Origin of the sequence: Methylovorus menthalis, assembly GCF_020523625.1 — a bacterium.
GTDB lineage: Bacteria > Pseudomonadota > Gammaproteobacteria > Burkholderiales > Methylophilaceae > Methylovorus > Methylovorus menthalis.
In genome coordinates, this window is the sequence record NZ_JAJAQH010000003.1 from 62609 (window position 1) to 86932 (window position 24324).

A 24324-nucleotide genomic window follows, 5' to 3' on the forward strand; every position below is an offset into this window, starting at 1 on the left:
AGTGTTAACGAGGTTGTTTGTTAAGAATGCTATGGTGCCTTGAATACACAAAATAGAACACTATTCCGAGCAGCACCCAGATAATAAATCGGTGCCATGTTTCGTTTGGCAGGAACGTCATCAGAGCGCCACATGAGATTACGCCCAGCAGGGGAATTAACGGATTCCATGGATTCTTGAACGGACGCTTGAGGTTGGGCTGGCGTATCCGCAATACCATGACGCCAATACACACCATGACAAAGCTTGCCAGGGTGCCGATATTTACGGTCTCTGCGAGCTCACCCAGCGGGAAAAAGCCTGCGATCGATGAAATAATGAGGGCGCATAGCAGAATGATGCGTACTGGAGTACGACGCGCCGGATTCAGCTTGGAAAAAAAGGGTGAAATCAGGCCATCGCGGCTCATGGCATACAGGATGCGGGTGAGACCGTACATCAGCACTAGCAGCACAGTGATTAGCCCCGCCAGCACGCCGGTGGCCACAAGCGTTGAAGACCATGTGAAGCCGATTTTGGACAGCGCGTAGGCCACCGGCGAGCTGACATTGAGTTCAGTGTAATGCACCATCCCAGTCAGCAGGCCGGAGACAAGAATATAGACAATGGTGCAGAAGGTGAGCGAAGCAATAAGTCCGATCGGCAAGTCACGTTGTGGATTTTTAGCCTCATCTGCTGCGGTGGAAACAGCATCAAAACCAAAGTAGGCAAAAAATACCAGTGAAGCGCCGGCCAGGATGCCTGTGGTATGACCATCCGGCAGTTTTTCAAACCAGCCAAACGGCATGAAGGGCTGCCAGTTGTCGGTCTGGATATGCAAGGCCGCAATGGCGACAAAAATCACGATGGTGCTGAGCTTGATGGCAACAATGATGTTATTAACCTGAGCGCTCTGTTTTACCCCGATGATGAGCAGGAGCGCCAGCACCCAGATAATGCCAAACGCAGGCAGGTTGATGATGCCGCCCTGGATCGGCGCTTTGCTTAGCAGCTCCGGCAGATGGATATTGAAGTTGGCCAGCGTGCCGATAAAGTAACCGGCCCATCCATTTGCAACGGCAGCGGCCCCCACGCCATACTCCAGCAACAGAATCCAGCCCATGATCCAGGCTATCAGCTCGCCGAATGCGACATAGCTGTATCCGTAAGCACTGCCTGATCCGCCAACTGACGCCGCCAGCTCTGCGTAGGAGAGGGCAGCAAATCCGGAAGCGATACCGGCAAAAATGAAAGAGACCACCACCGCTGGGCCAGAGAGCGTGGCCGCCGCAATGCCTGTCAGGACGAAAATACCCGTGCCGATGGCACATCCTATGCCCAGCAGGGCGAGATCAAAGGCGCTCAGACATTTTTTGAGACCGCTACGGTCTTCAGTATCAATCGGCTTGGTACGAAAAAGCTGTGCAAACATGCGATCCCCTATTTTTTGAAAATAGTATGCACGAAATATGCCTGTTGCCTGATCTTGCATAAGCCATCCTTCTGGCCCATGTCTAAGTGTTGCCTGCTCGCCGTGCGATAAACCCGCTGGCGAAGGTGAGCCAGGGAAGGCCTGGCTCAAACAGGGGACTTATCCCTTGAAGTAGCGATCAGTTTCCGCCTTGATCACCTTGGAAAGTACCAGCAGGCCGATCAGGTTGGGAATCGCCATCATGCCATTCATCAGGTCCGAGAAATTCCAAACCAGCTCCAGGCTGATGCTGGCGCCAACGGCGACGGCCAGAGTAAAGACCAAGCGATAAATCTTGATGCTGCGGAAGCCAAACAGGTATTCCACCGCTTTTTCGCCGTAGTAATTCCAGCCGATGAGGGTGGAGTAGGCAAACAGCGCAGTTGAAATGGCGACGATGTATTTGCCGGTGTCGCCCAGGGTTTCCGCCATGCTGATGCTGGTGAGCTGGCCTGCGCTGACGCCGTGCTTCCAGGCCGTAGCCGTGAGGATGATGAGCGCGGTCATGGTGCAGACCACCAGCGTATCGATAAAGGTTTGCGTCATGCTGACCAGTGCCTGGCTGACCGGGTCTTTGGTGCGTGCTGCAGCCGCGGCAATGGGGGCAGAGCCTAAGCCGGATTCATTGGAAAATACACCACGGGCAATGCCATAACGCATGGCGGCCGCGACCGTTGCCCCGGCAAAGCCGCCGCCTGCCGCTGCCGGGCTGAAGGCGTGATGGAAGATCAGGTAAAACGCATGCGGGATTTCGCTCAGGTTATAGGCCAGTACCACCAGGCCACTACCCACATAGACCACGATCATCAGTGGCACCAGATAAGAGGTGAATTTGCCGATGGACTTGATGCCGCCGATGATCACGAGGCCGGTCAGTACCATCAGGATAAAGCCGGTGAGTTCGGTGGGGATATGAAAGGTGGATTTGAAGATTTCTGCCGTGGCATTGGCTTGGGCCATGTTGCCAATGCCAAAGGCAGCACAGGCAGTGAAGAAGGCGAACAACGCACCAAGCCACGGCATGCCCACGCCTTTTGCCAGGTAGTACATGGGGCCGCCGCGCATGCCATGCGGGCCTTTTTCACGGTATTTGATGGCGAGGACGGCTTCTGAATATTTGGTCACCATGCCGACCAGGCCGGTCATCCACATCCAGAAGACGGCGCCGGGGCCGCCCAGGGTAATGGCGGTGGCGACGCCAACGATATTGCCGATGCCCACAGTGGCGGCCAATGCCGTCATCAGCGCGGCAAAGTGGCTGATATCGCCATCGTGGCCGACTTCTTTCTTGAAAATCAGCTTGAATGCCAGCGGCAGGGTGCGGAACTGCAAACCCTTGAGCAGCACGGTGAGATAGAGGCCGGTGCCGACCAGCAGGATCAACATGGGTGGCCCCCAGATCCAGCTGGATAGTGTGGCGATAATGCTTTCAATGGTTTGCATTTATAACTCCCTTTTTACAGGGATTATAAGCACAAACCGCGCCGATCAAGCTAAGCCAGCCAGTTTTTATCGATCAGGAAATCGCTGTAGAGACGGGCTTCAGGCGAGCCTGCTTCCGGTTTCCAGTCATAGCGCCATTTAACGATGGGTGGCATGGAAAGCAGGATAGACTCTGTGCGGCCATTAGATTGCAGGCCAAACAGCGTGCCGCGGTCATACACCAAGTTGAATTCGACATAACGGCCACGACGATAAGCTTGGAAATCGCGCTCGCGCTCGCCATAGGCTATGTCCTTGCGGCGCTGCACGATAGGCATGTAGGCCTGAATGAAGGCATCGCCCACATTGCGGATCAGGGCAAAACTCTGCTCAAAGCCCAGTTCGTTAAAATCATCAAAGAAGATGCCGCCTATACCGCGTGGCTCCTTGCGATGCTTGAGGTGGAAATATTCATCGCAATGCTGCTTGAATGCGGGGTAATACTGGCTGCCGAATGGCGCGAGCGCTTCGCGACACAGACGGTGAAAATGCACGGCATCATCCTCAAAACCATAATAAGGGGTGAGGTCCATGCCGCCGCCAAACCACCAGATAGGTTCTTCGCCTGGTTTTTCAGCGACAAAAAAGCGCACATTCATATGCACGGTGGGGATGTAAGGGTTGCGCGGGTGAAACACCAGCGAGACACCCATGGCCTTCCAGCTGCGGCCTGCCGCTTCCGGGTGTGCCACGCTCGCGGATGGCGGCAATTTATTGCCGATCACATGCGAAAAGCCCACGCCTGCACGTTCAAACACATTGCCTTCTTCCAGCAGGCAGGAAGTACCGCCGCCGCCTTCCGGGCGCTGCCAGCTGTCATTCAGGAAATTCTTGCCATCAATCAGCTCAATCGCTTCAACGATGCGGTTTTGCAGACCTTGCAGATAGTCATATACGGCGTCGGAATTCATGCGGTGCTCCGGTTTAGGGGCGCAAAATGCGTCCGGTGATGAGGTCTTGTATGGTCGAGGGCTTGCGGGCGCCACCGGTCAGTCCGGCGATGACGCGTACGCGCTGCCCGAAAAGCTGGCGGCACCGACGGGTGGTTTTGGCCGAGGCATGGCCCGCCTTGTTGGCACTGGTGGAGACCAGGGCCATGCCCGCCATGCGGCAAAGTCTTGACGACAAGGGGTGTGCTGTCACGCGCACAGCAAGCGAGGGATGACGACCATGCAGCCAGATGGGGCAGTCTTCTGCGTGCGGCACCAGCCAGGTATGCGGGCCGGGCCAGGTGGTGGCAACGCGCGCTTGCTGTTCGGGGCTCAATGGTGCAATCAGGCGCTTGAAGCGTGCCTGCTGATCCGCTATCAGGATCAGGCCTTTGCGTTGTGGCCGACCCTTGAGGCGCAGTATGCGCTGCACGCCCAGACGGCTATGTGGATCGCACCCAAACCCAAAGCAGGACTCGGTAGGATAGGCAATGACCCCGCCCTGACGCAGGTAATGCCGCAACTCGCGTGCATTCATCATTGCCGTTTACTCTCAGGATTTGACGGCGCGGTAGCCGATATCCTTGCGCATCTGCGCGCCATCAAAATGAATCTCTTCGGCGATCTGGTAAGCACGGCTTTGTGCGTATTTCACGGTTTCGCCCAGCGCGGTAACGCAGAGTACACGGCCACCGCTGGTCAGCACGCGGCCATCTTCCAGTCGAGTGCCAGCATGAAACACATGGGCATCCTGCAGATCACGCGGCAGGCCGGTGATTTTATCACCGGTACGCGGGGTATCAGGGTAATTGGAGGCGGCCATCACCACGCCCAGCGCGGTGCGGCGATCCCAATCCACCGTCGCCTGGTCCAGCGTGCCGTTGACGGCATGCTCGGCCAGACCCACGAGGTCCGTCTTGAGACGCAGCATGATGGGCTGGGTTTCCGGGTCGCCCATGCGGCAGTTGAATTCCAGCGTCTTGACGTCGCCTTCGGGCGTAATCATCAGGCCCGCATACAAAAAGCCGGTGTAGGGAATGCCATCCTTCGCCATGCCCGCGACGGTGGGGGCAATGATTTCGCGCATTACCTTGGCATGAATGTCAGGGGTGACCACAGGGGCTGGAGAATATGCCCCCATGCCGCCGGTGTTAGGGCCTTGGTCGCCATCCAGCAAGCGTTTGTGGTCCTGGCTGGTGGCCAGAGGCAGGATATTCTTGCCATCGACCATCACGATAAAGCTGGCTTCTTCGCCAGTCAGGAACTCTTCAATCACCACGCGGGCACCAGCAGCCCCCAGCTTGTTGTCAGCCAGCATGGCGTCAATCGCGGCATGGGCTTCATCTTCATCCATGGCCACGACCACGCCCTTGCCTGCCGCCAAGCCATCGGCCTTGATGACGATAGGCGCGCCTTGTGCACGCACATAGTCGTGGGCAGCAGCAGCATCGGTAAACGTGCCATAGGCGGCTGTCGGGATGCCATGGCGTATCATGAACGCCTTGGCAAAATCCTTGGAGCTTTCCAGTTGGGCAGCTGCCTTGGTGGGGCCGAAAATCTTCAGGTCATTGGCGCGGAAAGTATCTACGACACCTTGCGAAAGCGGGGCTTCCGGGCCGACGATGGTGAGGGCGATCTGCTCCTTGAGCGCAAATTCCAGAAGATCGGCTACCGAGGAGGCGGGGACGTTGACCATGTCCGGGTTAAGCGCGGTGCCAGCATTGCCCGGGGCCACGTAAACGCGGCTGATATTGGGGTTTTGCGTAACTTTCCAGGCCAGTGCATGTTCGCGGCCACCGCTGCCAATGACGAGTACTTTCATGTTGTTAACCCTGTGCTATGTGAACAATGCCCCGCGATCTGAACAATGGGCATTCCGCATAATCGGAAAGCCCATCCAGATGCGCAGGGCACGGCATATTTAGTGACGGAAATGACGAATGCCGGTGAGTACCATGGCAATGCCATGCTCATCCGCGGCGGCAATGACTTCTTCATCGCGAATGCTGCCACCTGGCTGAATAACGCAAGCAGCACCGGCTTCGGCCAGCACGTCCACTCCATCGCGGAATGGGAAGAAAGCATCGGAGGCCACGGCAGAACCCTGCAGGGAAAGCCCCGCATTCTGCGCCTTGATGGCGGCGATCTTGGTGCTATCCACGCGGCTCATCTGGCCAGCGCCCACGCCCAGCGTCATACCATTGCCACAGAAGACGATGGCATTGGATTTGACATACTTGGCCACGCGCCAGGCGAACAGCAGGTCTTGCAGCTGTTGCGGTGTAGGCTGTGTGCGGGTGACCACTTTGAGGTCAGACAGGCTGAGCTCATGGTTGTCCGCGGTCTGGATCAGCAGGCCCGAGCCCACGCGCTTGGTGTCATGCGAGTTGCGGCCTTGCTCCCAGGCGCTGCTGCCACCGGGTGGCAATGCAATCTTGAGCACACGCACATTGGCCTTGGCCTTGAAAATTGCCAGTGCATCCGCAGTAAAGTCAGGCGCAATCAGCACTTCGACAAACTGCTTGGCAACGGCTTCTGCTGCGGCAGCGTCCACGGTCTGGTTGAAGGCGATGATGCCGCCGAATGCCGAGGTCGTGTCAGTCTGGAAAGCCTTGCTGTAGGCTTCGAGCGCGGTCGCGCCGACGGCAACGCCACAAGGGTTGGCATGCTTGACGATGACGCAGGCGCCACTGTCAAAGCTCTTGACGCATTCCCAGGCAGCATCAGCATCGGCGATGTTGTTGTAAGAAAGCTCTTTGCCCTGCAATTGTTCGGCGGTGACCAGTGAGCCAGGTGCCGGGTACAAGTCACGGTAGAACGCGGCCTGCTGGTGTGGGTTTTCGCCATAGCGCAGGTCTTGCACCTTGACGAAGCGGCCATTGGTTTGCGCGGGGAATGCGCTGCGGGTGCCATCGGTATTGATGGAGGAAAGATAATCGCTGATGGCGGCATCGTAGTTGCTGATGCGGTTGAACGCGGCGACGGACAGCGCAAAGCGTGTGGCCTGGCTGGTAGCGCCCCCCGTGCTTTTCATCTCATCCAGCACGGCGGCGTATTGCGATGCATCGGTCAGTACCACCACATCTTTCCAGTTCTTGGCGGCGGAGCGCACCATGGCAGGGCCGCCGATGTCGATGTTTTCAATCGCATCTTCCAGCGTACAGTCGGCCTTGGCGACAGTGGCCTCGAATGGGTAAAGATTGACGCAGAGCAAATCAATATTGGGAATACCCGCTTCCTGCATGGCGCTCACGTGCTCAGGCAGATCGCGACGGCCCAGCAGGCCGCCGTGCACCTTGGGATGCAGCGTTTTGACGCGGCCATCCAGCATTTCAGGAAAGCCGGTGTAATCACTGACTTCAATCACGGGAATCTGGTGATCGCGAAACAGCTTTGCCGTGCCGCCAGTCGAGAGGATTTCGACGCCAAAGGCGTGCAGGCTTTGGGCAAATTCGACGATGCCTGCCTTGTCGGAAACGCTGATGAGTGCTCTTTTGATGATGGCCATGATGTCAGTTGATGTCAGTGAGGGTCAGTAAATATGCGTCGTTAAATTGAAGCGGGAAAAATAAAACAGGAAAACATTAAGAACAGCATGAAGCGGCTATGGCCGCCTGGCGGTTATTCAATCTGGTAAAGCTGCATCTTCTTGCGCAGGGTGTTGCGGTTGAGGCCGAGAATCTCGGCGGCCTTGCTCTGGTTGCCCCCGGCGCGATGCAGCACATATTCGAGCATGGGTTTTTCCACGCAGCCCATCACCATGTCATACACGGCGTGTGGCGGCTGGCCATCAAGGTCTTTGAAATATTCATCCAGGGCGGCCCTGATACAGGCGGCGACGTCTTTGTTGCTCATGCTTTATTTCTCATGGCTAGGCCGCCATCGCTTGGTCATCGGAGGAGTCAGTCTCGGGCACATATTGCAGGCGCTGGTCGTGCTGCAACAACTGACCGAAGAATTGGCTGATGGCCGCCTGTTGCTCGTCTACCGTTTGCAACTGATTCATGTGGTGGCGGAAATTGGCGGAATCCTTCAGCCCCTTGGTGTACCAGGAGATATGCTTGCGCGCCACGCGCATGCCAGTCAGCTCGCCATAAAAGTCATACAGGTCCTGCACATGGTCCAGCATCACCTGATGGATTTCGCTCACCTCGGGTGGCGGCAGATGCTCGCCGGTTTCGAGGAAATGCGCGATTTCACGGAAAATCCAGGGGCGACCTTGGGCCGCACGACCTATCATCACGGCATCGGCCTGGGTGTATTCCAGCACAAACTTGGCTTTTTCCGGGGTGGTGATGTCGCCATTGGCGATCAATGGAATCTTGATGGCTTGCTTGACCGCCGCAATGGTGTCGTACTCGGCATCGCCGTTATATAGGCAAGCGCGGGTGCGGCCGTGCATGGCCAGTGCCTGCACGCCGATGTCTTCCGCCATGCGCGCCACGGCCACGGCGTTGCGGTTGTTCTTGTCCCAGCCGGTACGGATTTTCAGGGTCACCGGCACATCCACGGCGGCCACCACCGCTTTCAGAATCTGCGATACCAGCGGCTCATCCTTGAGCAGGGCAGAGCCTGCCATTACATTGCAAATCTTCTTGGCCGGGCAACCCATGTTGATGTCGATGATCTGCGCACCGTTATCCACATTGTGCTTGGCGGCCTCTGCCATCATCTTCGGGTCTGCCCCGGCGATCTGCACCGAAATCGGCTCCACTTCGCCCTCGTGGTTGGCGCGACGCAACGTCTTGGCGCTGCCGTACAGCAGCGAGTTCGACGTCACCATCTCGGAAACAGCCAGCCCCGCGCCCAGCTTTTTGCAGAGCATGCGGAAAGGCCGATCCGTCACGCCCGCCATGGGCGCAACCACCAGATTGTTTTTTAGTTTGTATGGGCCGATTTGCACTGAAGCTGAAACCTTGGACAAAGTCCGTACGATGATTGTGGAAAAGCTGCCTATTTTATATGCAAACGGCAGGCGCGCAAAACGAAAAATTGTAATTGGTGGGCTTGACATGAGTAAAAGCATGCATCTGCTAGCTTGTTGATTCCCTTAAAACTATCAAGATTGCTTGGCGCTCTGTTCTCTGGCAGGGCCAGGCAAAAATACCTTCCTTGAGTAAACAGATAGACTGCTTTCGGCATCGCTAAAAAGTGGGCGTCAAGCTATGGATGCTTTATGCTGGCGCCACCCCTGGACCATAACTTATATGCCGATGAACAAGCAGCCGATATCCTCTCCCTCCACCACCCGCATCGCCTTTGCCAGCTTCATCGGCACTGCCATCGAGTTCTATGACTTTTACATCTACGCCATGGCGGCTGCCCTGGTGATCGGGCAGGTGTTCTTCCCCGCGGAGGCTCCGGCGGCCCAGTCGCTCAATGCATTTTTGACCTTTGGCATCGCCTTTCTGGCACGGCCGCTGGGGGCGGTGCTGTTCGGGCATTTTGGTGACCGGGTGGGGCGCAAAGTCACTCTGGCGGCATCATTGTTGTTGATGGGGATCAGCACGTTGCTGATTGGTGTGCTCCCGGGCTATGCCGAATGGGGCGTGTGGGCGCCGGTGGTGTTGTGCCTGTTGCGCTTTGGTCAGGGGCTGGGGCTGGGCGGCGAATGGGGTGGTGCAGCCCTGCTGGCTACCGAACATGCGCCGGAGGGGCGGCGTGCCTGGTTTGGCATGTTTCCGCAATTGGGGCCCTCCGTGGGCTTTTTGCTGGCGACTTTGAGCTTTCTTGGTTTAAGCCTGTGGCTGACAGATGCTGAATTCAAGGCGTGGGGCTGGCGCGTGCCGTTTATTGCCAGCGCCTTGCTGGTGGTGGTGGGGCTTTATGTACGCTTTACGCTGGCCGAAACCCCGGCCTTTGCCGCTGTGCTGGCCCATAAAGCCACCCATACTCTGCCGGTGGGCGCCTTGCTGAAGACGCATGCGCGTGCCGTGCTACTGGGCGCGCTGGCGATGGGCGTGTGCTACAACCTGTTTTACACCGCGACGGTGTTTTGCCTGAGCTATGGCACTGGCACGCTGGGCATATCGCGCCCGGTTTTTCTGGGCATGCTGTGCGTGGCGATTCTGGCGATGACGCTGGCGACGCCCTTGGCCGCTGCCCGGAGTGATCGTATTGGCCGTCGACCGGTGTTGCTGCGCGGGGCGCTGGCCGCCATGCTGGCGGGTTTTCTGCTGGCACCTGCGTTGCAGAGCGGTTCTTTGTTGCTGGTGACGGCGTATCTCGCGTTGTTGTTATTCCTCATGGGCGTGACCTTTGCCCCCATGGGTGCATTTTTGCCCGAGCAGTTCCCGGCCGCCGTGCGCTATAGCGGTGCCGGGCTTGCATATAGTTTGGGTGGCATTCTCGGTGCCTCGCTGGCGCCCGCCATTTCGCAAGCGCTGGTGCAACAAGGCGGGCTGGCCTGGGTAGGCGGATATGTGTCGGTGATGGCGGGGTTGAGTGCGCTGGCTGTGCTGGGGCTCAGGGCGCGGGCTGGGTAAGTTGTTCCAGTTCGCCTAGCCAGTGTATGGCGTGCTCGCGGCTGGTGCCGCACATGGCGGGTTCCGGTTGCAGGCCGCCGCAGAAGTGCGGGCGCTCGGGCTGGCCGAAGATGGCGCAGCGCAGGTCGTCCGTTAATTGTATGCAGCGCACGCCAGCGGGTTTGCCATGCGGCATGCCGGGTATGGGACTGGTGATTGAGGGGGCGATGCAGCAGGCGCCGCAGTCCGGGCGGCAGTCCATCACATGGCTTGCCAGGGAAAGCCTGCCTGCGTCACGCCTTGCGTGATGTCGGCCATGGCAGCGGCCACCGCGTCAGACTGGCCTTTGACGCCCAGCTCGATGGTGCGTCGCGTATCCAGCTTGGGCAGGCTGAACAGCTTGACCTCGGGGTGGGTGGCGACGATGTGGTTCATGAGATCAATCAACTGGCTCTCACCGGCATCCCACACCACAATCGCTTGTTCGGTGATCACATGCTGGTGGAACAGATGGGCGTAGTGCGTATCCAGCACCCATTCCATCATCGGCCAGGCCATCTCGGGAAAGCCGGGCATGAAGTAATGCGAGCCCAGTGAAAACCCCGCCACGCGGTTGACCGGGTTAGGGATCAGGTCAGCGCCCTTGGGGAAATCTGCCATCAGCACCCGCTTGGGGTAGGCGGCCTCGCCAAAGCGCGCTTCAATTTCGGCTACTGCGCCCGCATGGCGCTCAATGGGCAGGCCAGCGGCTTCGGCAGCGGCCTGGCGGGTAAAGTCGTCTGGCGTGGCGCCTATGCCGCCAAAACTGAACACGATGTCGCAACGGTCCATGCTGCGTTTGATGCTTTGCGCGATACGGCGCTGGTCATCGCCCAGATACTCGGCCCAGCCAAGCTGCAAGCCGCGTGCGGCCAGGGTCTGGATTACCCGGGACAGATGGGCATCCTGCCGTTTGCCGGAGAGGATTTCATCGCCGATGATGTAGGCACCGAAGGTTGGCATGGTGTGTGGACGTTATCGAAAATCGCATTATATCCTGCCCGGTAATACAGGCTTGCAGTCTGGGCGCTTTCAACATGCGTCCTTATGCAACGCCATAAACCCAGGCACTATGCCATATACTTTGCAGCATATTTACCCTGATTTAGCTTATGACCACCGACAAAGATAACCCCGACAACGAAGTGCTATGCCACTGCAGCGGCACCAAGCGCGGCCAGATACGCGAGCTGTTTCTGGAAGGCCGTGATCTGGAGGGCATCTCGCGCTGGACGGGCGCGCTGACTGGCTGCGGCGGCTGTGAATGGGATATCGAGTGGTATCTAAAGGAGCTTAAGGAGGAGGGCGCGAAGGCCGCGCCCGTTTCTTCAACAGTGCCGGATTCGGCTGAGCCGCCCGCGGGTGATAGTCCTGAGGCACCGACAGAGGAGTCTTAGAGCCGAACCGGCTTGGCCTGCGAACATCTGTGGTGCTGAACGATCAGTGCGCCGCTTCCCAGTTACTCCCTACACCGACTTCTGCCAGCAATGGCACATCCAGTTTTGCCACATCCTGCATCAGCTGCGGCAGTTTTTCCTTCACCAGCGCCAGCTCGTTATCCGGCACTTCCAGCACCAGTTCATCGTGCACTTGCATGATGAGTTTTGTGGCGAGCTTTTCGGTTTCCAGCCAGCTTTGCACGGCAATCATGGCGAGCTTGATGAGGTCGGCTGCGGTGCCTTGCATGGGCGCGTTGATGGCGGCGCGTTCGGCACCGGCGCGGCGCATGCCGTTAGGGCTGTTGATCTCCGGCACCCACAGGCGACGGCCGAAGAAGGTTTCCACATAGCCTTGGGCTTTGGCGCGCTCGCGCGTGTTTTGCATGTAATCGCGCACGCCGGGGTAGCGGGTGAAATAGCGCTCGATGTAGTTCTGCGCGGCCTGCCGTTCGATGCCGAGGTTTTGCGCGAGGCCAAAGGCGCTCATGCCGTAGATCAGGCCAAAGTTGATGACTTTTGCGTAACGACGCTGTTCGCTGCTGACGGCTTCGCGTTCCACGCCAAAAATTTCGGCAGCGGTGGCGCGGTGAATATCCTCACCGGCGGCAAAGGCGGTGAGCAGGCCGTCATCCTGTGACAAGTGCGCCATGATGCGCAGCTCAATCTGCGAATAGTCGGCGGAGACGATGTGGCCGCCCGCCGGGGCGATGAAGGCTTCGCGAATGCGGCGGCCTTCGGCGGTGCGTACCGGGATGTTCTGCAGATTGGGGTCCGAGCTGGAGAGGCGCCCCGTCACGGCCACGGCCTGGCTGTAGCTGGTGTGCACGCGGCCGGTGGTCGGGTTGATCATGCGCGGCAGCTTGTCGGTGTAGGTGGATTTCAGCTTGGCGAGCCCGCGATATTCCAGCAAGACCTTGGGCAATGGGTAATCCAGCGCCAGCTCCTGCAGTACATCTTCATCGGTAGAGGGCGTGCCGCTGGGGGTTTTCTTCAGGGGCTTGATGCCCAGCTTGCCGAACAGGATTTCCTGCAATTGCTTGGGCGAGCCCAGATTGAACGGCTGGCCGGCCAGTTCGTAAGCCTGTTGTTCCAGCGCCATCAGCTTCTGGCCGATTTCATGGCTCTGGCGATTCAGCATGTCATTGTCGATCAGCACGCCATTGCGCTCGATGGTAAACAGGATGTCCAGCACCGGCATCTCGATCTGGCGATAGACGAATTCCAGCTTGGCATCTTCGGCCACTTGCGGGTAAAGATACTCATGCAGTTGCAGGGTGATATCCGCATCTTCGGCGGCATATTCGCCCGCCTGCTCCAGCGCCACCTGGCTGAACGACACCTGTTTGGCACCTTTGCCCGCTACCTGTTCATAAGTGATGGTCTGCACGCCGAGGTGGCGCATGGCGAGATCATCCATGCCATGGGTACGATGGCTTTCCAGCACATAAGATTGCAGCAGGGTGTCGTGCGCAATGCCATTGAGCGCGATGCCGTGGTTGGCCAGCACGTGCTTGTCGTATTTGAGGTTTTGCCCGACTTTTTTGATGGCGGGGTTTTCCAGCAGCGGCTTGATGCGCGCCAGCGTAGCGGCAAACGGCAGCTGATCTGGCGCGCCGGGGTAATCATGCGTCAGTGGCAGATAAGCGGCTTCGCCCGCCTTGATCGAAAACGACATGCCAACCAGCTTGGCGGTCAGCGGGTCCAGCGAGGTGGTCTCGGTATCAAAGCACACCAGTGCGGCGCTGCTGATCTTGTCCAGCCAGCGTTGCAGGCTGGCCTCATCGAGGATGGTCTCGAACTGACGGGTGCTGACGCCAGCGGCGGCAAACAAATCTGCCGAGGTGCCAGCGGGCTGCGCTGCCACGGTGGGCAATGGGGCTTGCGCGGCGGGGATGGCCAGGTCCAGCTCGCGGCGCAGGGTCTTGAATTCAAAACGGTCAAATAGCTCGATTAGCTTTTCGCGGTCCTGCGGGCGTGGCGCCAGGTCATCCAGGCTCTCCTGTATGCCCACATCGCAGCGGATGGTGATCAGCTCGCGCGCCGTGGGCAGCCAGGGCAGGGCTTTGCGCAGGTTCTCGCCCACTACGCCGGTTATCTGATCGGCATTGGCGACGATATTTTCCAGCGAGCCGTATTGCTTCAGCCATTTGACGGCGGTTTTCGGGCCGACTTTTTCCACGCCTGGCACATTGTCCGAGCTGTCGCCTATCAATATCAGGTAATCCACCATCAGGCCAGGCGGCACGCCAAATTTGGCTTCGACGCCTGCCGGGTCCAGCACTTCATCGGTTTTGCGAAAGGCATCGCGCATGGTGTTGACGACGGTGATGTGCTCATTCACCAGTTGCGAAATATCCTTGTCGCCAGTGGAAATGATGACGCGTATGCCTTCGCGCTCGGCCTGCTTGGCCAGCGCGCCGATGACGTCATCGGCTTCCACGCCGTCTTCTACAATCAGGGGCCAGCCCATGGCCCGGATGGCCGTGTGCAAAGGCTCTATCTGTAGGCGCAGATCGTCGGGCATGGAGGCGCGGTTGGCCTTGTATTCGGGGTAGATGTCGTCACGAAAGGTTTTGCCTTTGGCATCAAACACACAAGCGCTATAATCGGCCGGATAATCTTTATGCAGGCGGCGCAGCATGTTCAGCACGCCCTGAATGGCGCCGGTCGGCTCGTTTTGCTTGTTGCGCAAATCGGGCATGGCATGAAACGCCCGGTAAAGATAGGATGAGCCGTCAACCAATAACAATGTTTTCATAAGGTGCCTTCATAAACTGACTTCTGACGCATGCCGTATTCAGGATGCCGTGCGCCAGTCCCGCATTTTCCAGGCCCTCAACACGCAAGGTTAAGCCCCATGTCTGCTGCAAAAAAAATCCCGAAACTGATGGACCCGGATCTCATCGAGCATCGACGTTCATCGCACGAGGCCTGGCATGCACTCGAGATTATGTCAGAATTCGTCGATGCTACCGAACGCCTGAAACAGATTACCCCGGCAGTCTCGATTTTCGGCAGTGCCCGCACCGCACCCGATCATCCCTATTACCAGCTGACAGAAGAAATCGCGCGCCAGCTCTCCGAGGCAGGCTTCAGCGTGATTTCGGGCGGTGGCCCCGGCATCATGGAAGCCGCCAACAAGGGCGCGTTTTATGCTCGTTCGCCCAGCATCGGCCTCAATATCGAATTGCCGCACGAGCAAAAGGGCAACCAGTATCAGGACATCAGCCAGACCTTCCATCACTTTTTCATGCGCAAGGTCATGTTTGTCAAATACGCCTCGGCCTATGTGGTGATGCCGGGCGGCTTTGGTACGCTGGATGAGCTGATGGAGGCGCTGACGCTGATACAGACCGGCAAGTCGCGCAAGATACCCATTATTCTGGTGCATGAGCCTTTCTGGGGCGGCATGCTGGACTGGTTCCGCAATACGCTGGTGGCAGAAGGCATGGTGTCGCCGGATGACATGGACCTGGTGCAGGTGATTGATGATCCGGCGGCCGTGGTGGAAGCCATCTTCAAGCACTACGAAACCCGTGGCTTCGAGTTGTCGCCAGCCGAGCGCCAGATTCAGCTTTACCTGTGATTCCCAACCGACATCTTCTGCATATCCATTTTCCCGGCTTGGGGTGGTTTTTGCTAGAATGCCTTCATCCCGCCGCTTTCGTTGTGAAGGCGGCTCAAAGCCTGAGGTGATTATGCGACTGCTTCGTCATTTAGTTGTTCTAGCACTGGTATTGCCATGGCTCGCCCATGCTGCTGAACTGCCCAAGAATCTTGAACCTTTGCCAGAGGCACCTCCGCCGCCGCCAGGCTATGAAAATACGCCAGAGCCTGAAGTGACCATCACCAAAAAGGGCGAAGACACCATTGAGGAATACCGCGTTAACGGTGAGCTTTACATGATGAAGGTGACGCCTTCGCATGGCGTGCCTTACTACCTGACCAAGGATGATGAGCAAAGCGATTGGGCACGTTCCAATGGGCCAACCCCACCGATCTCGATTCCAAAGTGGGTACTGTTCCGATTCTAGAATCCCGGTGCGAAGAGTTCATCTCTTCGCCATCTCACGATAAGCGTTATGTCCGTATTCACTACCGTTACTTTCGAGCAGCTCAGCCATTGGCTTGAAGCTTATCCGCTGGGCCAGCTGCGTGATCTGCAGGGCATCGCTTCCGGCATTACCAATACCAATTATTTTGTGACGACCGATACCGGTCGTTATGTGCTCACCCTGTTTGAAGAAAATACGGCGGAAGAGCTGCCGTTTTTTCTTGATCTCATGACCCATCTGGCCGAGCGCGGCATACCATGCCCGCATCCGGTCAAGAATCATGCGGGTGCCAGTCTGGGCGAGCTGAATGGCAAACCGGCGGCGCTGGTCAGCTGCCTGCGCGGCAAATCCCTTGAGCATCCCTCTGTTGAGCAATGCGCTGAAATCGGCCGTGTACTGGCAGACATGCATCTTGCCGGGCTGACCTTTCCTGCGGGCATGAAAAACCTGCGCGATGGTGAGTGGCGTCAAAAGACCGCTGCCAAAGTGGCTCCTTTATTGCGGCCTGCAGACAAAGCATTGCTCGATGCGCAACTGACATTCGAGGCCGAGGCAGATTCGGAATATCTGCCCAGTGGCGTGATTCATGCTGATCTCTTCCGCGACAATGTGCTTTTTGATGGTAACGAACTGGGCGGCATCATTGATTTTTACTATGCCTGTCAGGATGCCTTGCTCTACGACGTCGCCATTGCGGTGAACGACTGGTGCGTGGATGCCGATGGCGGCCTAGATCAGGCCAGAGTCATGGCGCTGATAGAGGCATACCATGCCGTGCGCCCGTTGACTGCCGCCGAAATAGAGGCGTGGCCGGGCATGCTGCGTACAGCTGCCATGCGGTTCTGGTTGTCGCGCCTGCATGATTTGCATTTCCCGAGTGCCGGGGAGCTGACGCATGCCAAGGATCCGGGCCATTTCAGAACTATATTGCATAAGCGCATGACGGAGCCGTCGGCGCTGGGACCGCTACCCACTTGAGGCAGCGGCCAATCATATAAAGGGGGAAAAATCATGTTCAAGCGTAGCGCCAGAGAGGCCATTCATTGGGTCAGGGATTGTCTTGGTATTTTCAGGCAAAATCCTGCCATGTGGATGCTGGTGGCCCTGAGCTACGTGCTGCTATTCATGGTGATCCCAGCGATAGTTTTCCTGCCGGTGATCGTGAAATTGCTGGTGGTGATCATGGGGCCGTTTTTCCTGGTGCTGGCGCTCACGCTTTACCGTGAAGCCGACTACGGACGCGATACCGAGTTCAGTGACATCGTCGCACAAGTGAAGCCGCAACTTGGCAAGCTGGTCGCCCTGGGCGGCGCTTGCATGGTTTATGGCATCCTCATCAGCTATGTGACGTCAGGCGATATGCAGGCGCTGGATGACATGGTGAATGCGAAGGCCGATGCTGAGGCACTGGCGACGCGCGCGGTGCCGCTGGCGATCAAGATGCTGGTGTTGATGACGCCGATTTTCATGTCCACCTGGTTTGCTCCCATGCTGGTGGCGCATCACCAGTTCTCGGTATGGAAAGCCATCAAGTCCAGTATTGCCGGCTGCCTGACCAGTGTGTTGTCGCTGACCTTTGCCTGGATATTGCTCACGGCGGGTCTGGCACTTTGCATGATGGCGACGGGGATAGTGGTGGCGCTGGTGACAGCGATTATCAAGCCTGTTGGCCTGATCCTGACCTCGCTGACACTCTTGGCCTTTTTGCTGCTGGCGACCTCGCTGATGCTGGGGTTGCAATATGTCAGCTATCGCGACATCTTTGCCAAAAAGCTGGATGCAAAGACATTGGAACCCTCCGCTATATAAGATTCTGAGTGGCGTAGCCGCCATCACAGCTACTCCTTAGTCTCATGCATTGCAAACAAAAGGCCCGCATAAGCGGGCTTTTTGTTTTATACCTTTTCCAGCTTGGCGTATTCCAGCATGAGCCATTTCATGCCTTCGCTGCCGAAATTCACCTGTACCCGCATGTCGTTGGCGTTGCCTTCGTAATTCACGACCACGCCTTGCCCAAACTTGCTGTGCGCTACGGCCTGGCCGATCTTCCATGGCATGCTGTTTTTCTGTTCGCTGCTGGTGGCAGCTTGCGATACCGGAGACTCTCCATAGCCACCGCGGCCAGGGCTGGCGCGTGTATTCAGGCGCTTCAACAAGGCCTCGGGTATTTCATCCAGAAAGCGCGATGAAATACCGTAGCGCACCTGACCATGCAGCATGCGGCTTTGCGCGTGGCTCAGGTAAAGACGCTGGCGCGCACGCGTCACGGCTACATACATCAGGCGCCGTTCTTCTTCCAGCCCGTTCGTTTCGTAAAGGCTTTGCTCGTGCGGGCACAAGCCTTCTTCCAGTCCGCTGATAAAGACCGTGCGGAATTCCAGGCCTTTGGCGGCATGCACGGTCATCAGTTGCAAGGCATCGCGACCGACTTCTGCCTGATGCTCGCCCGCTTCGAGGCTGGCAAAGGTGAGAAAATCCGTCAACGTGCCGGCATCCTGATTATTATTGACGAAGGTAACGGCCGCCGAGATTAATTCATCCAGGTTGGCGATACGATCTTCGCCTTCTTTTTCATTCTGGTAATGGGTTTTCAAGCCGGACAGCGTGGTGGCAATCTCGGCCATTTCCGGCAGCGTGAGCCCGGTGGCTTCTTCCGCCATCTGCCGGATCAACGCGACAAAGCCTTCTACGCCCTTGCCGGGGCGGCCGTTGCCCACTTTGTTGATGGCGGCCTGCCACAAGCTGCAATCTTCGGCGCGGGCGGCTTCCTGCAATTGTTCCAGGCTGCGTGCACCTATGCCGCGGGTGGGGAAGTTGATCACGCGCAGTAATGCGGTGTCATCGTTGGGGTTGGCGATCAGGCGCAGATAGGCCAGCGCATGCTTGATTTCGGCGCGCTCAAAAAAGCGCAGGCCGCCGTATACGCGATAAGGCAGACCAGCTGAAAACAGCGCATGCTCCAGCACGCGAGACTGGGCATTGGAGCGATAGAGCAGGGCGATCTCGCTCAGCTCGGTGCCCTCACTGTGCAGGGATTTGATTTCGTCGACGATAAAGTTGGCTTCATCAATATCGTTGTATGCCTGATACACGCGTATCGGCTCGCCCTTGCCAGCCGAGGTCCACAGGTTCTTGCCCAAGCGGTTACGGTTGTGGGTGATGATGGCGTTGGCAGCATCCAGAATATTGCCGTGTGAGCGGTAGTTCTGTTCCAGCTTGACGATGTTGCGCACATTGAAGTCTTGCTCAAAGTCGCGCATATTGCCCACTCGCGCGCCGCGAAAGGCATAAATCGACTGGTCGTCATCGCCCACGGCAAACACGCAATTGTCCGCCCCGGCCAGCAGCTTCAGCCACAGGTATTGCAGGCGGTTGGTATCCTGAAACTCATCGACCAGGATGTATTTGAAGCGGCTCTGGTAGTGCTGGCGTATGCTGGCATCGCGGCTCAGCAGTTCATAGCAGCGCAGCAGCAGTTCGGCAAAATCGACCACGCCCTCACGCTGGCACTGGCGGTCATATTCTTCAAAAATCTCCCGCATGCGCTGCGAATGGGCGTCGTAGGCATCCACGGCATTTGCCCGCAGGCCTTCTTCCTTGCAGCTGTTGATATAGCCCATGACCTGCTTGGGTGGAAACTTTTCATCATCCACATTCATCTGCTTCATCAGGCGCTTGATGCTGGATAGCTGGTCGGCCGTGTCGAGAATCTGGAAGGTGGCAGGCAGCAGGGCTTCGCGATGATGCGCACGCAACAGCCGGTTGCACAGACCATGGAATGTGCCCGCCCACATGCCGCGCACGTTGATTGGGAGCATGGCAGACAGCCGTGTCAGCATTTCCTTGGCGGCCTTGTTAGTAAAGGTCACCGCCAGCAAACCATTGGGCGATACCTGTCCGGTCTGGATCAGCCAGGCAATGCGGGTGGTGAGTACGCGGGTCTTGCCACTCCCCGCACCGGCAAGAATCAATGCGGATTGGTGTGGCAGCGTGACAGCCTCAAGCTGCTTGTCATTCAGGCCTTCGAGCAGGGCGTTGGGGGCGTGTTGTGAATTCATCTGCCAATTATCGCAGGTCATGCAGGCTTAGAGAACTAAAAGCGGGATACGGGGGTGATGGCAGAAAAACGGGATGTTAAAAAATGAAAAATCGGGGATCTTTTCTGACAATTTTAGAAATTGTCGGAACTAAACGCGAGTGACTTCGTCTTACTTTGCAGATGGCGCAAGTCATCTCCCGCTTCTCCTCCCTGAGCGGGAAGCCTTATCTGATGAGGCTGCTTGATCCCCGATTTTACTCCCCTTTAATCGGGGTTTTTTTTGCCTGTCGCTCTTGTAAATCCTTGTGGACTCCGGCGCGGAAGCGTTTCTGGAACTGATTATACCTTGGGCAAAATTAAATTGTAAAAAAATGTAACAGAATTGCTATCCAATCCCTGATCCGCCATGACAGGCCCCGCTGAACGGGGCTGTCCGTGAATTAATCGGTGGCAATAATGATACAAACGCGCCGGTTTTCAGCTCGACCTTCGGGGGTGGAGTTATCGGCGATCGGCTTTTGTGTGCCGATGCCGCGAACGATGAGGCCTTCACGCGGAATGCCGGTTTGATTGAACGCATCGGCCACTGCATTGGCGCGCTGCTCCGACAGTTGTGTGTTGTAGGCATCGCGCCCTGACTTGTCGGCATGGCCTTCAATGCGCATCTTTACCAGGCCCACAGACAGCAGTGCCTGGCTCACTTTGTTGACGACAGCGCGACTTTTATCGTTAAGCACATACTGGTTGCTATCAAACAGCAATTTATCGGCAAAGCTGAGTTCCCAGCCTTCATCCGTTTGTACAAAGCCTTGTTCTTTCAGGGTGCGAAGCTGTTTTTGTCGCAGGGTTTCCTGCTCCGGTGCGGCGGTTGGAGTTGACTGACATGCGGTCAACAACGTGGAAAAAGAAATGGCCAACATGGCATAGGTGATGATGGAACGTAACAAAGAATGCAATTTAAACCTCATAGTGAATAGATTTCAGATACCCCTGTATGTTGGAAGCCCACACGTTAAAAAACCAAGCCTTATCAATGGCTTTTATCTATCAATGCTTTAAATAACCCCGATTTTCATAATCCAATCGCCCAGCTGCCACGCTCCTGATCCTTGGCGCGGTACATCGCTTCGTCTGCCGCCGCCAGCAGTTCCTGTGCAGTGCGGGCATGGTCTGGGTAAAGTGCAATGCCGATGGTGACGGAGGTGGTGACCTGCTCACCGTTGGGCAATGTGATGGGAGACTGCATCTGGATGGCGATTTTCTCGGCAATATGCACGGCATCCTCGGCATGTTTGATGGGCTTCAGCAGTGCCGCAAACTCATCCCCTCCAAGGCGGGCCACAATGTCACTCTCGCGCAACTGGCCGCTGATGCGCAGTGCCAGGATTTTCAATACCTCGTCTCCAGCGCCATGCCCATAGGTATCGTTGATTTCCTTGAAGTGGTCACCATCCATGAACATCAATGCCACAGCGTTGTTGTGGAAACGGGCATCGCGCACAGCATGCTCCAGTTCGGATTCGAGCAAGCCACGATTGCATAGCCCGGTAAGACTGTCATGGTTGGCGCGATAGGCCAGTGTGTCATGTTCGCGTTCCACATGGCGCTGCCAGGTGGCGAGCTCATCCATCAAGGCATTGAAGTCCTGGTTTAGCTGATCGAGCTCGGCAATGTCAGCAGCGGGGGCACGCAAGCCGAAACTGCGATATTGACGAACGCGGTGGGCGGTATCGGCGAGCTTGTTCAGCGGGCCGGAAATACCCGCATGCATGCGCCGCGAGAAGGCCAGCGCCAGCAAGGTACTGAATGCCATGCAAGCCAGCACGCTGGCTACCCCGGTCACCAGGTATTGCACCAGAAGGCGGCTGTGCGGTACCAGCCGAATGCGCCCGATGGTGATGTTGTCGTGGGTGACAGGGTAATAATAGGGTTCAGGCATGACAATGCTCGCCAGCCAGTTTTCGAGCCGCACAAACGGGCCGGTCTCATGCCGTTTCCAGCTTGCCAGTGGCATGCCATTGCGCCCGACGACACGAATCTCTGCGACATCTTCGCGCTTGCCGACTTTATCCAGCGCTTCCTGCACCGCCAGCTCATCGTTGAATACCACAGCCGCTTCGACCGTGTAGCTGAGCGAGCGCGCAACCAGCTGCATATTCTGCGTGGCATAGGCCTGCAAGGCATAAATGCCAGCGAGCGTGAGGGCAAGGCCGGAGGAAATGACCGCGATCAGGGCCACGCTCAGATGCGCGCGCCTTAGTACCTGATCCAATCCTGGGAGTGATGAGCGAGAGTTCGTCATGGCAAAGATTTGCGCTTTCCTAGCTGGAGTACATTGGGATGTACACGCAAACCGCTGCGCGCAATGGTATCGAGATTGACTTCAAAGTAGACATTGTCTTCACGAAACAGCAGACAGAACATGCCTCCCGCGCTGCATGAAGGCGGAGGTTCGCTGATGATCAGTATGGGTTGTCCGATAAGCTGTGCCAGCAGCGATTCACGCTCGCCACTCTCCATGGTGCCAATGTAGGCAATCTGGCATTGGGCGACGGCTTCAGGACTATGCTGTGCAAGCTGGCGTACCGTGATGCGGGGATGCATGGGGTTAGGGGTCCCCGCTATCAAGGCATCTGCATAGCGTGTGTCGCCGGTAATACATAGCTGAAGTTCAGGAAAAGGGGCGGGCCAGCGGGTGTAGCTGACGATGCCGTACACAATTTGCGCCACCTGTCTGCCACGCGCGATGTCATCGCTGGCGGCAGCATGGCTGGCCTGACTCGCAAGCAGCAGGCAGGCGAAACCCAGCCAGGTCAGCAGCGAAAAATCAGGAAGGCAATATTGCGTGCCGGAAAATGGTGTGAAACGGTAAATTTAACAACCCCCTAGTCAATCAAACATGACGAGTTACCCGTAAGCACTCGTTCTTTAATTTATCGCATAAGTATGGCCCGAATTGGGGAAACTGCATAGATATTGGCCTATGCAGTCCGCTGGTGTGTAAGCGATCAGGTGTTTATTTTACGCGAGACCATCATCTCTGGCTTTGGGCAGCCTGAGTTCAAATCGTATTTTGTGGTCTTTCGACAGGGCGCGAATATTGCCACCATGCGCATCGATAATGGATTTGGTGATGGCGAGCCCCAGGCCAGTGCCTTCACTCTCACGCTGGCGTGAGGAGTCCACCCGATAAAACCGGTCAAACACCCGGGCCAGCGACTCCTGCGGGATAGGCTCACCTGCATTATCCACAAAGACCATCATCCAGTCGGTATCGTCATTCTGGATGGTGATCGTAATGGCTTGCCCCACCGGGGTATAGCGCACGGCATTGGATAGCAGATTGCTGAAAGCACGGCGTATCATCAAGCGGTCTCCAGCTAGGGTGGCCGTACCATGGCGCATGAGCGAGAGTTGTTTTTCAGCCGCCAACGCGTCGTAAAACTCAATCACGGCATCGATTTCTACGCCCAGATCCATGGTTTCGCGATGCGGTACCAGCAGGCCATTGTCCGCCTTGGCCAGAAACAGCATATCGGCAATCATGCGTGCGAGCCGCTCGTATTCTTCAATATTGGAATAGAGAATTTCCTGATACTCGCCTGCCGAGCGCGCCTGCGATAGCGCTACATGACTTTGCGTCATGAGATTGCTAACCGGTGTGCGCAGCTCGTGGGCAATGTCGGATGAAAACTCCGATAGCCGAATAAACGATTCCTGCAGGCGGTGCAGCATGTCATTAAACGATACCCCAAGCTCGACCAGCTCGCGTGGCAGCGAGGCAACGTCGATTCTATCGCCCAGACGGCTGGCCGAAATAGTGCCCGCCATGCGCACAAAGTCGCGAATCGGCCGCAAGCCCCGGCGGGCGGCAATCCAGCCCACCACTATAAGGAACAGGATGCCCGTGGTCAGGTAAAGCCAGAGGGCGCGCTGAAAATGATGGATGAAATGGTCGTGGTGGCCGATATCCACGGCAATGGCAACATTGAGCGGCGAACGTTGTGCCGTGGTCGCAAACTGCACTACCAGTCCGCGGTAAGCGTGGTCATCATGCTGCCACTTTTGTAGCGGCGCGCCATCGCTGCCATATATGGGAGGCTTGGCCGTCAGTAGCGGGGCAGGGAAGCTTGCCTCCATAGAGCGGTAAACAACATGCCCATCCGGCGCGTATACCATGACCATCATGCCATGGTGGCCGATCAGGGCGTCATCCAGCCGCTGTGACAACGATGGGCTATCTGCACCAGGTGCCAGCATCAGCGCATGCTGGATGAGTTGCAGCTTGCCTTTTATCTCCAGCAAGTCTTCTTCGGCAAAGTGGCTATCTACCGAGTAGCTGGCGATGGTGCCGATGGCGATCATGACGCTGGTTGATAGCAGCGCAAAAATCAGGGTGATACGGGTGATGATGGAGGCATGCATGC

At 57.1% G+C, this 24324-nt stretch carries 22 protein-coding genes; 6 read left to right on the plus strand and 16 right to left on the minus strand.

All coding sequences use genetic code 11. From position 1 onward, the window contains the following. Positions 1-4: 4 nt before the first annotated feature. From LG204_RS02910 to dusB, 8 genes are all read right to left on the minus strand, one after another. Positions 5-1411: an APC family permease gene (locus LG204_RS02910; protein WP_230335860.1), complete on the minus strand. Its 1407-nt coding sequence runs from the start codon at positions 1409-1411 to the stop codon at positions 5-7. A 159-nt stretch (positions 1412-1570) separates the two neighbouring features. Continuing rightward, positions 1571-2893, minus strand: a complete 1323-nt coding sequence (locus LG204_RS02915) for an alanine/glycine:cation symporter family protein (protein WP_230335861.1) — start codon at positions 2891-2893, stop codon at positions 1571-1573. A 50-nt stretch (positions 2894-2943) separates the two neighbouring features. Next, the gene (gene hemF, locus LG204_RS02920; RefSeq protein ID WP_230335862.1) at positions 2944-3843 is read right to left on the minus strand and encodes an oxygen-dependent coproporphyrinogen oxidase; all 900 of its coding nucleotides are present in this window, start codon (positions 3841-3843) and stop codon (positions 2944-2946) included. Between the two features lie 13 nt (positions 3844-3856). Beyond that, positions 3857-4402: an L-threonylcarbamoyladenylate synthase gene (locus LG204_RS02925; RefSeq protein ID WP_230335863.1), complete on the minus strand. Its 546-nt coding sequence runs from the start codon at positions 4400-4402 to the stop codon at positions 3857-3859. Positions 4403-4414: 12 nt separating this feature from the next. Beyond that, positions 4415-5683 (minus strand): phosphoribosylamine--glycine ligase, encoded by a 1269-nt coding sequence (purD, locus tag LG204_RS02930; RefSeq protein ID WP_230335864.1) that lies wholly within the window; start codon positions 5681-5683, stop codon positions 4415-4417. Positions 5684-5782: 99 nt separating this feature from the next. Then, on the minus strand, positions 5783-7369 hold the full coding sequence (gene purH / locus LG204_RS02935; protein WP_230335865.1) for a bifunctional phosphoribosylaminoimidazolecarboxamide formyltransferase/IMP cyclohydrolase: 1587 nt from the start codon (positions 7367-7369) through the stop codon (positions 5783-5785). Between the two features lie 113 nt (positions 7370-7482). Continuing rightward, complete coding sequence (locus LG204_RS02940) at positions 7483-7716, minus strand: Fis family transcriptional regulator (RefSeq protein ID WP_013441204.1); 234 nt, start codon at positions 7714-7716, stop codon at positions 7483-7485. Positions 7717-7732: 16 nt separating this feature from the next. Next, the gene (gene dusB, locus LG204_RS02945) at positions 7733-8764 is read right to left on the minus strand and encodes a tRNA dihydrouridine synthase DusB (RefSeq protein ID WP_230335866.1); all 1032 of its coding nucleotides are present in this window, start codon (positions 8762-8764) and stop codon (positions 7733-7735) included. Between the two features lie 310 nt (positions 8765-9074). On the opposite strand from dusB, the gene LG204_RS02950 reads away from it, so the two are divergent. Continuing rightward, positions 9075-10346, plus strand: a complete 1272-nt coding sequence (locus LG204_RS02950) for an MFS transporter (protein ID WP_230336102.1) — start codon at positions 9075-9077, stop codon at positions 10344-10346. On the opposite strand, the gene LG204_RS02955 is transcribed toward LG204_RS02950, so the two are convergent. Both LG204_RS02955 and LG204_RS02960 read right to left on the minus strand, forming a co-directional pair. Next, a complete protein-coding gene (locus LG204_RS02955) occupies positions 10327-10587 on the minus strand; it encodes a YkgJ family cysteine cluster protein (RefSeq protein ID WP_230336103.1) in 261 nt (86 codons plus the stop codon). The genes LG204_RS02950 and LG204_RS02955 overlap by 20 nt on opposite strands. Further along, positions 10587-11327 carry a competence/damage-inducible protein A gene (locus LG204_RS02960; RefSeq protein ID WP_230335867.1) on the minus strand — a complete coding sequence of 247 codons (741 nt, stop codon included), beginning with the start codon at positions 11325-11327 and terminating at the stop codon, positions 10587-10589. The genes LG204_RS02955 and LG204_RS02960 overlap by 1 nt, the downstream gene beginning before the upstream one ends. Before the next feature lie 149 nt (positions 11328-11476). Here LG204_RS02960 and LG204_RS02965 point away from each other — a divergent pair, with 149 nt between their 5' ends. Further along, positions 11477-11761 (plus strand): (2Fe-2S)-binding protein, encoded by a 285-nt coding sequence (locus LG204_RS02965; RefSeq protein WP_328440967.1) that lies wholly within the window; start codon positions 11477-11479, stop codon positions 11759-11761. Positions 11762-11804: 43 nt separating this feature from the next. Here the strand turns inward: LG204_RS02965 and polA are convergent, their stop codons facing one another. Continuing rightward, positions 11805-14561 carry a DNA polymerase I gene (gene polA / locus LG204_RS02970; protein ID WP_230335868.1) on the minus strand — a complete coding sequence of 919 codons (2757 nt, stop codon included), beginning with the start codon at positions 14559-14561 and terminating at the stop codon, positions 11805-11807. A gap of 99 nt (positions 14562-14660) precedes the next feature. On the opposite strand from polA, the gene LG204_RS02975 reads away from it, so the two are divergent. The 4 genes from LG204_RS02975 to LG204_RS02990 all read left to right on the plus strand — a co-directional run bounded on the left by LG204_RS02975 (position 14661) and on the right by LG204_RS02990 (position 17667). Then, positions 14661-15389 carry an LOG family protein gene (locus tag LG204_RS02975; protein WP_230335869.1) on the plus strand — a complete coding sequence of 243 codons (729 nt, stop codon included), beginning with the start codon at positions 14661-14663 and terminating at the stop codon, positions 15387-15389. A gap of 112 nt (positions 15390-15501) precedes the next feature. Further along, a complete protein-coding gene (locus tag LG204_RS02980; protein ID WP_230335870.1) occupies positions 15502-15837 on the plus strand; it encodes a DUF2782 domain-containing protein in 336 nt (111 codons plus the stop codon). Between the two features lie 48 nt (positions 15838-15885). Continuing rightward, on the plus strand, positions 15886-16836 hold the full coding sequence (gene thrB, locus LG204_RS02985; protein ID WP_230335871.1) for a homoserine kinase: 951 nt from the start codon (positions 15886-15888) through the stop codon (positions 16834-16836). A 33-nt stretch (positions 16837-16869) separates the two neighbouring features. Continuing rightward, positions 16870-17667, plus strand: coding sequence for a BPSS1780 family membrane protein (locus tag LG204_RS02990; RefSeq protein WP_230335872.1), 798 nt, complete (start codon positions 16870-16872; stop codon positions 17665-17667). A gap of 86 nt (positions 17668-17753) precedes the next feature. Here LG204_RS02990 and uvrD read toward each other — a convergent pair whose 3' ends face one another. The 5 genes from uvrD to LG204_RS03015 all read right to left on the minus strand — a co-directional run bounded on the left by uvrD (position 17754) and on the right by LG204_RS03015 (position 24322). Further along, entirely contained in the window at positions 17754-19916 is a 2163-nt protein-coding gene (gene uvrD / locus LG204_RS02995; RefSeq protein ID WP_230335873.1) for a DNA helicase II, read from the minus strand. Between the two features lie 421 nt (positions 19917-20337). After that, entirely contained in the window at positions 20338-20853 is a 516-nt protein-coding gene (locus LG204_RS03000; RefSeq protein ID WP_230335874.1) for an OmpA family protein, read from the minus strand. A gap of 116 nt (positions 20854-20969) precedes the next feature. After that, positions 20970-22199 (minus strand): diguanylate cyclase domain-containing protein, encoded by a 1230-nt coding sequence (locus tag LG204_RS03005; protein WP_230335875.1) that lies wholly within the window; start codon positions 22197-22199, stop codon positions 20970-20972. Next, complete coding sequence (locus tag LG204_RS03010; RefSeq protein WP_230335876.1) at positions 22196-22627, minus strand: YfiR family protein; 432 nt, start codon at positions 22625-22627, stop codon at positions 22196-22198. Before LG204_RS03010 ends, LG204_RS03005 begins: the two co-directional genes overlap by 4 nt. Positions 22628-22918: 291 nt before the next feature. Then, complete coding sequence (locus tag LG204_RS03015; protein WP_230335877.1) at positions 22919-24322, minus strand: heavy metal sensor histidine kinase; 1404 nt, start codon at positions 24320-24322, stop codon at positions 22919-22921. Between the last annotated feature and the right edge of the window lie 2 nt (positions 24323-24324).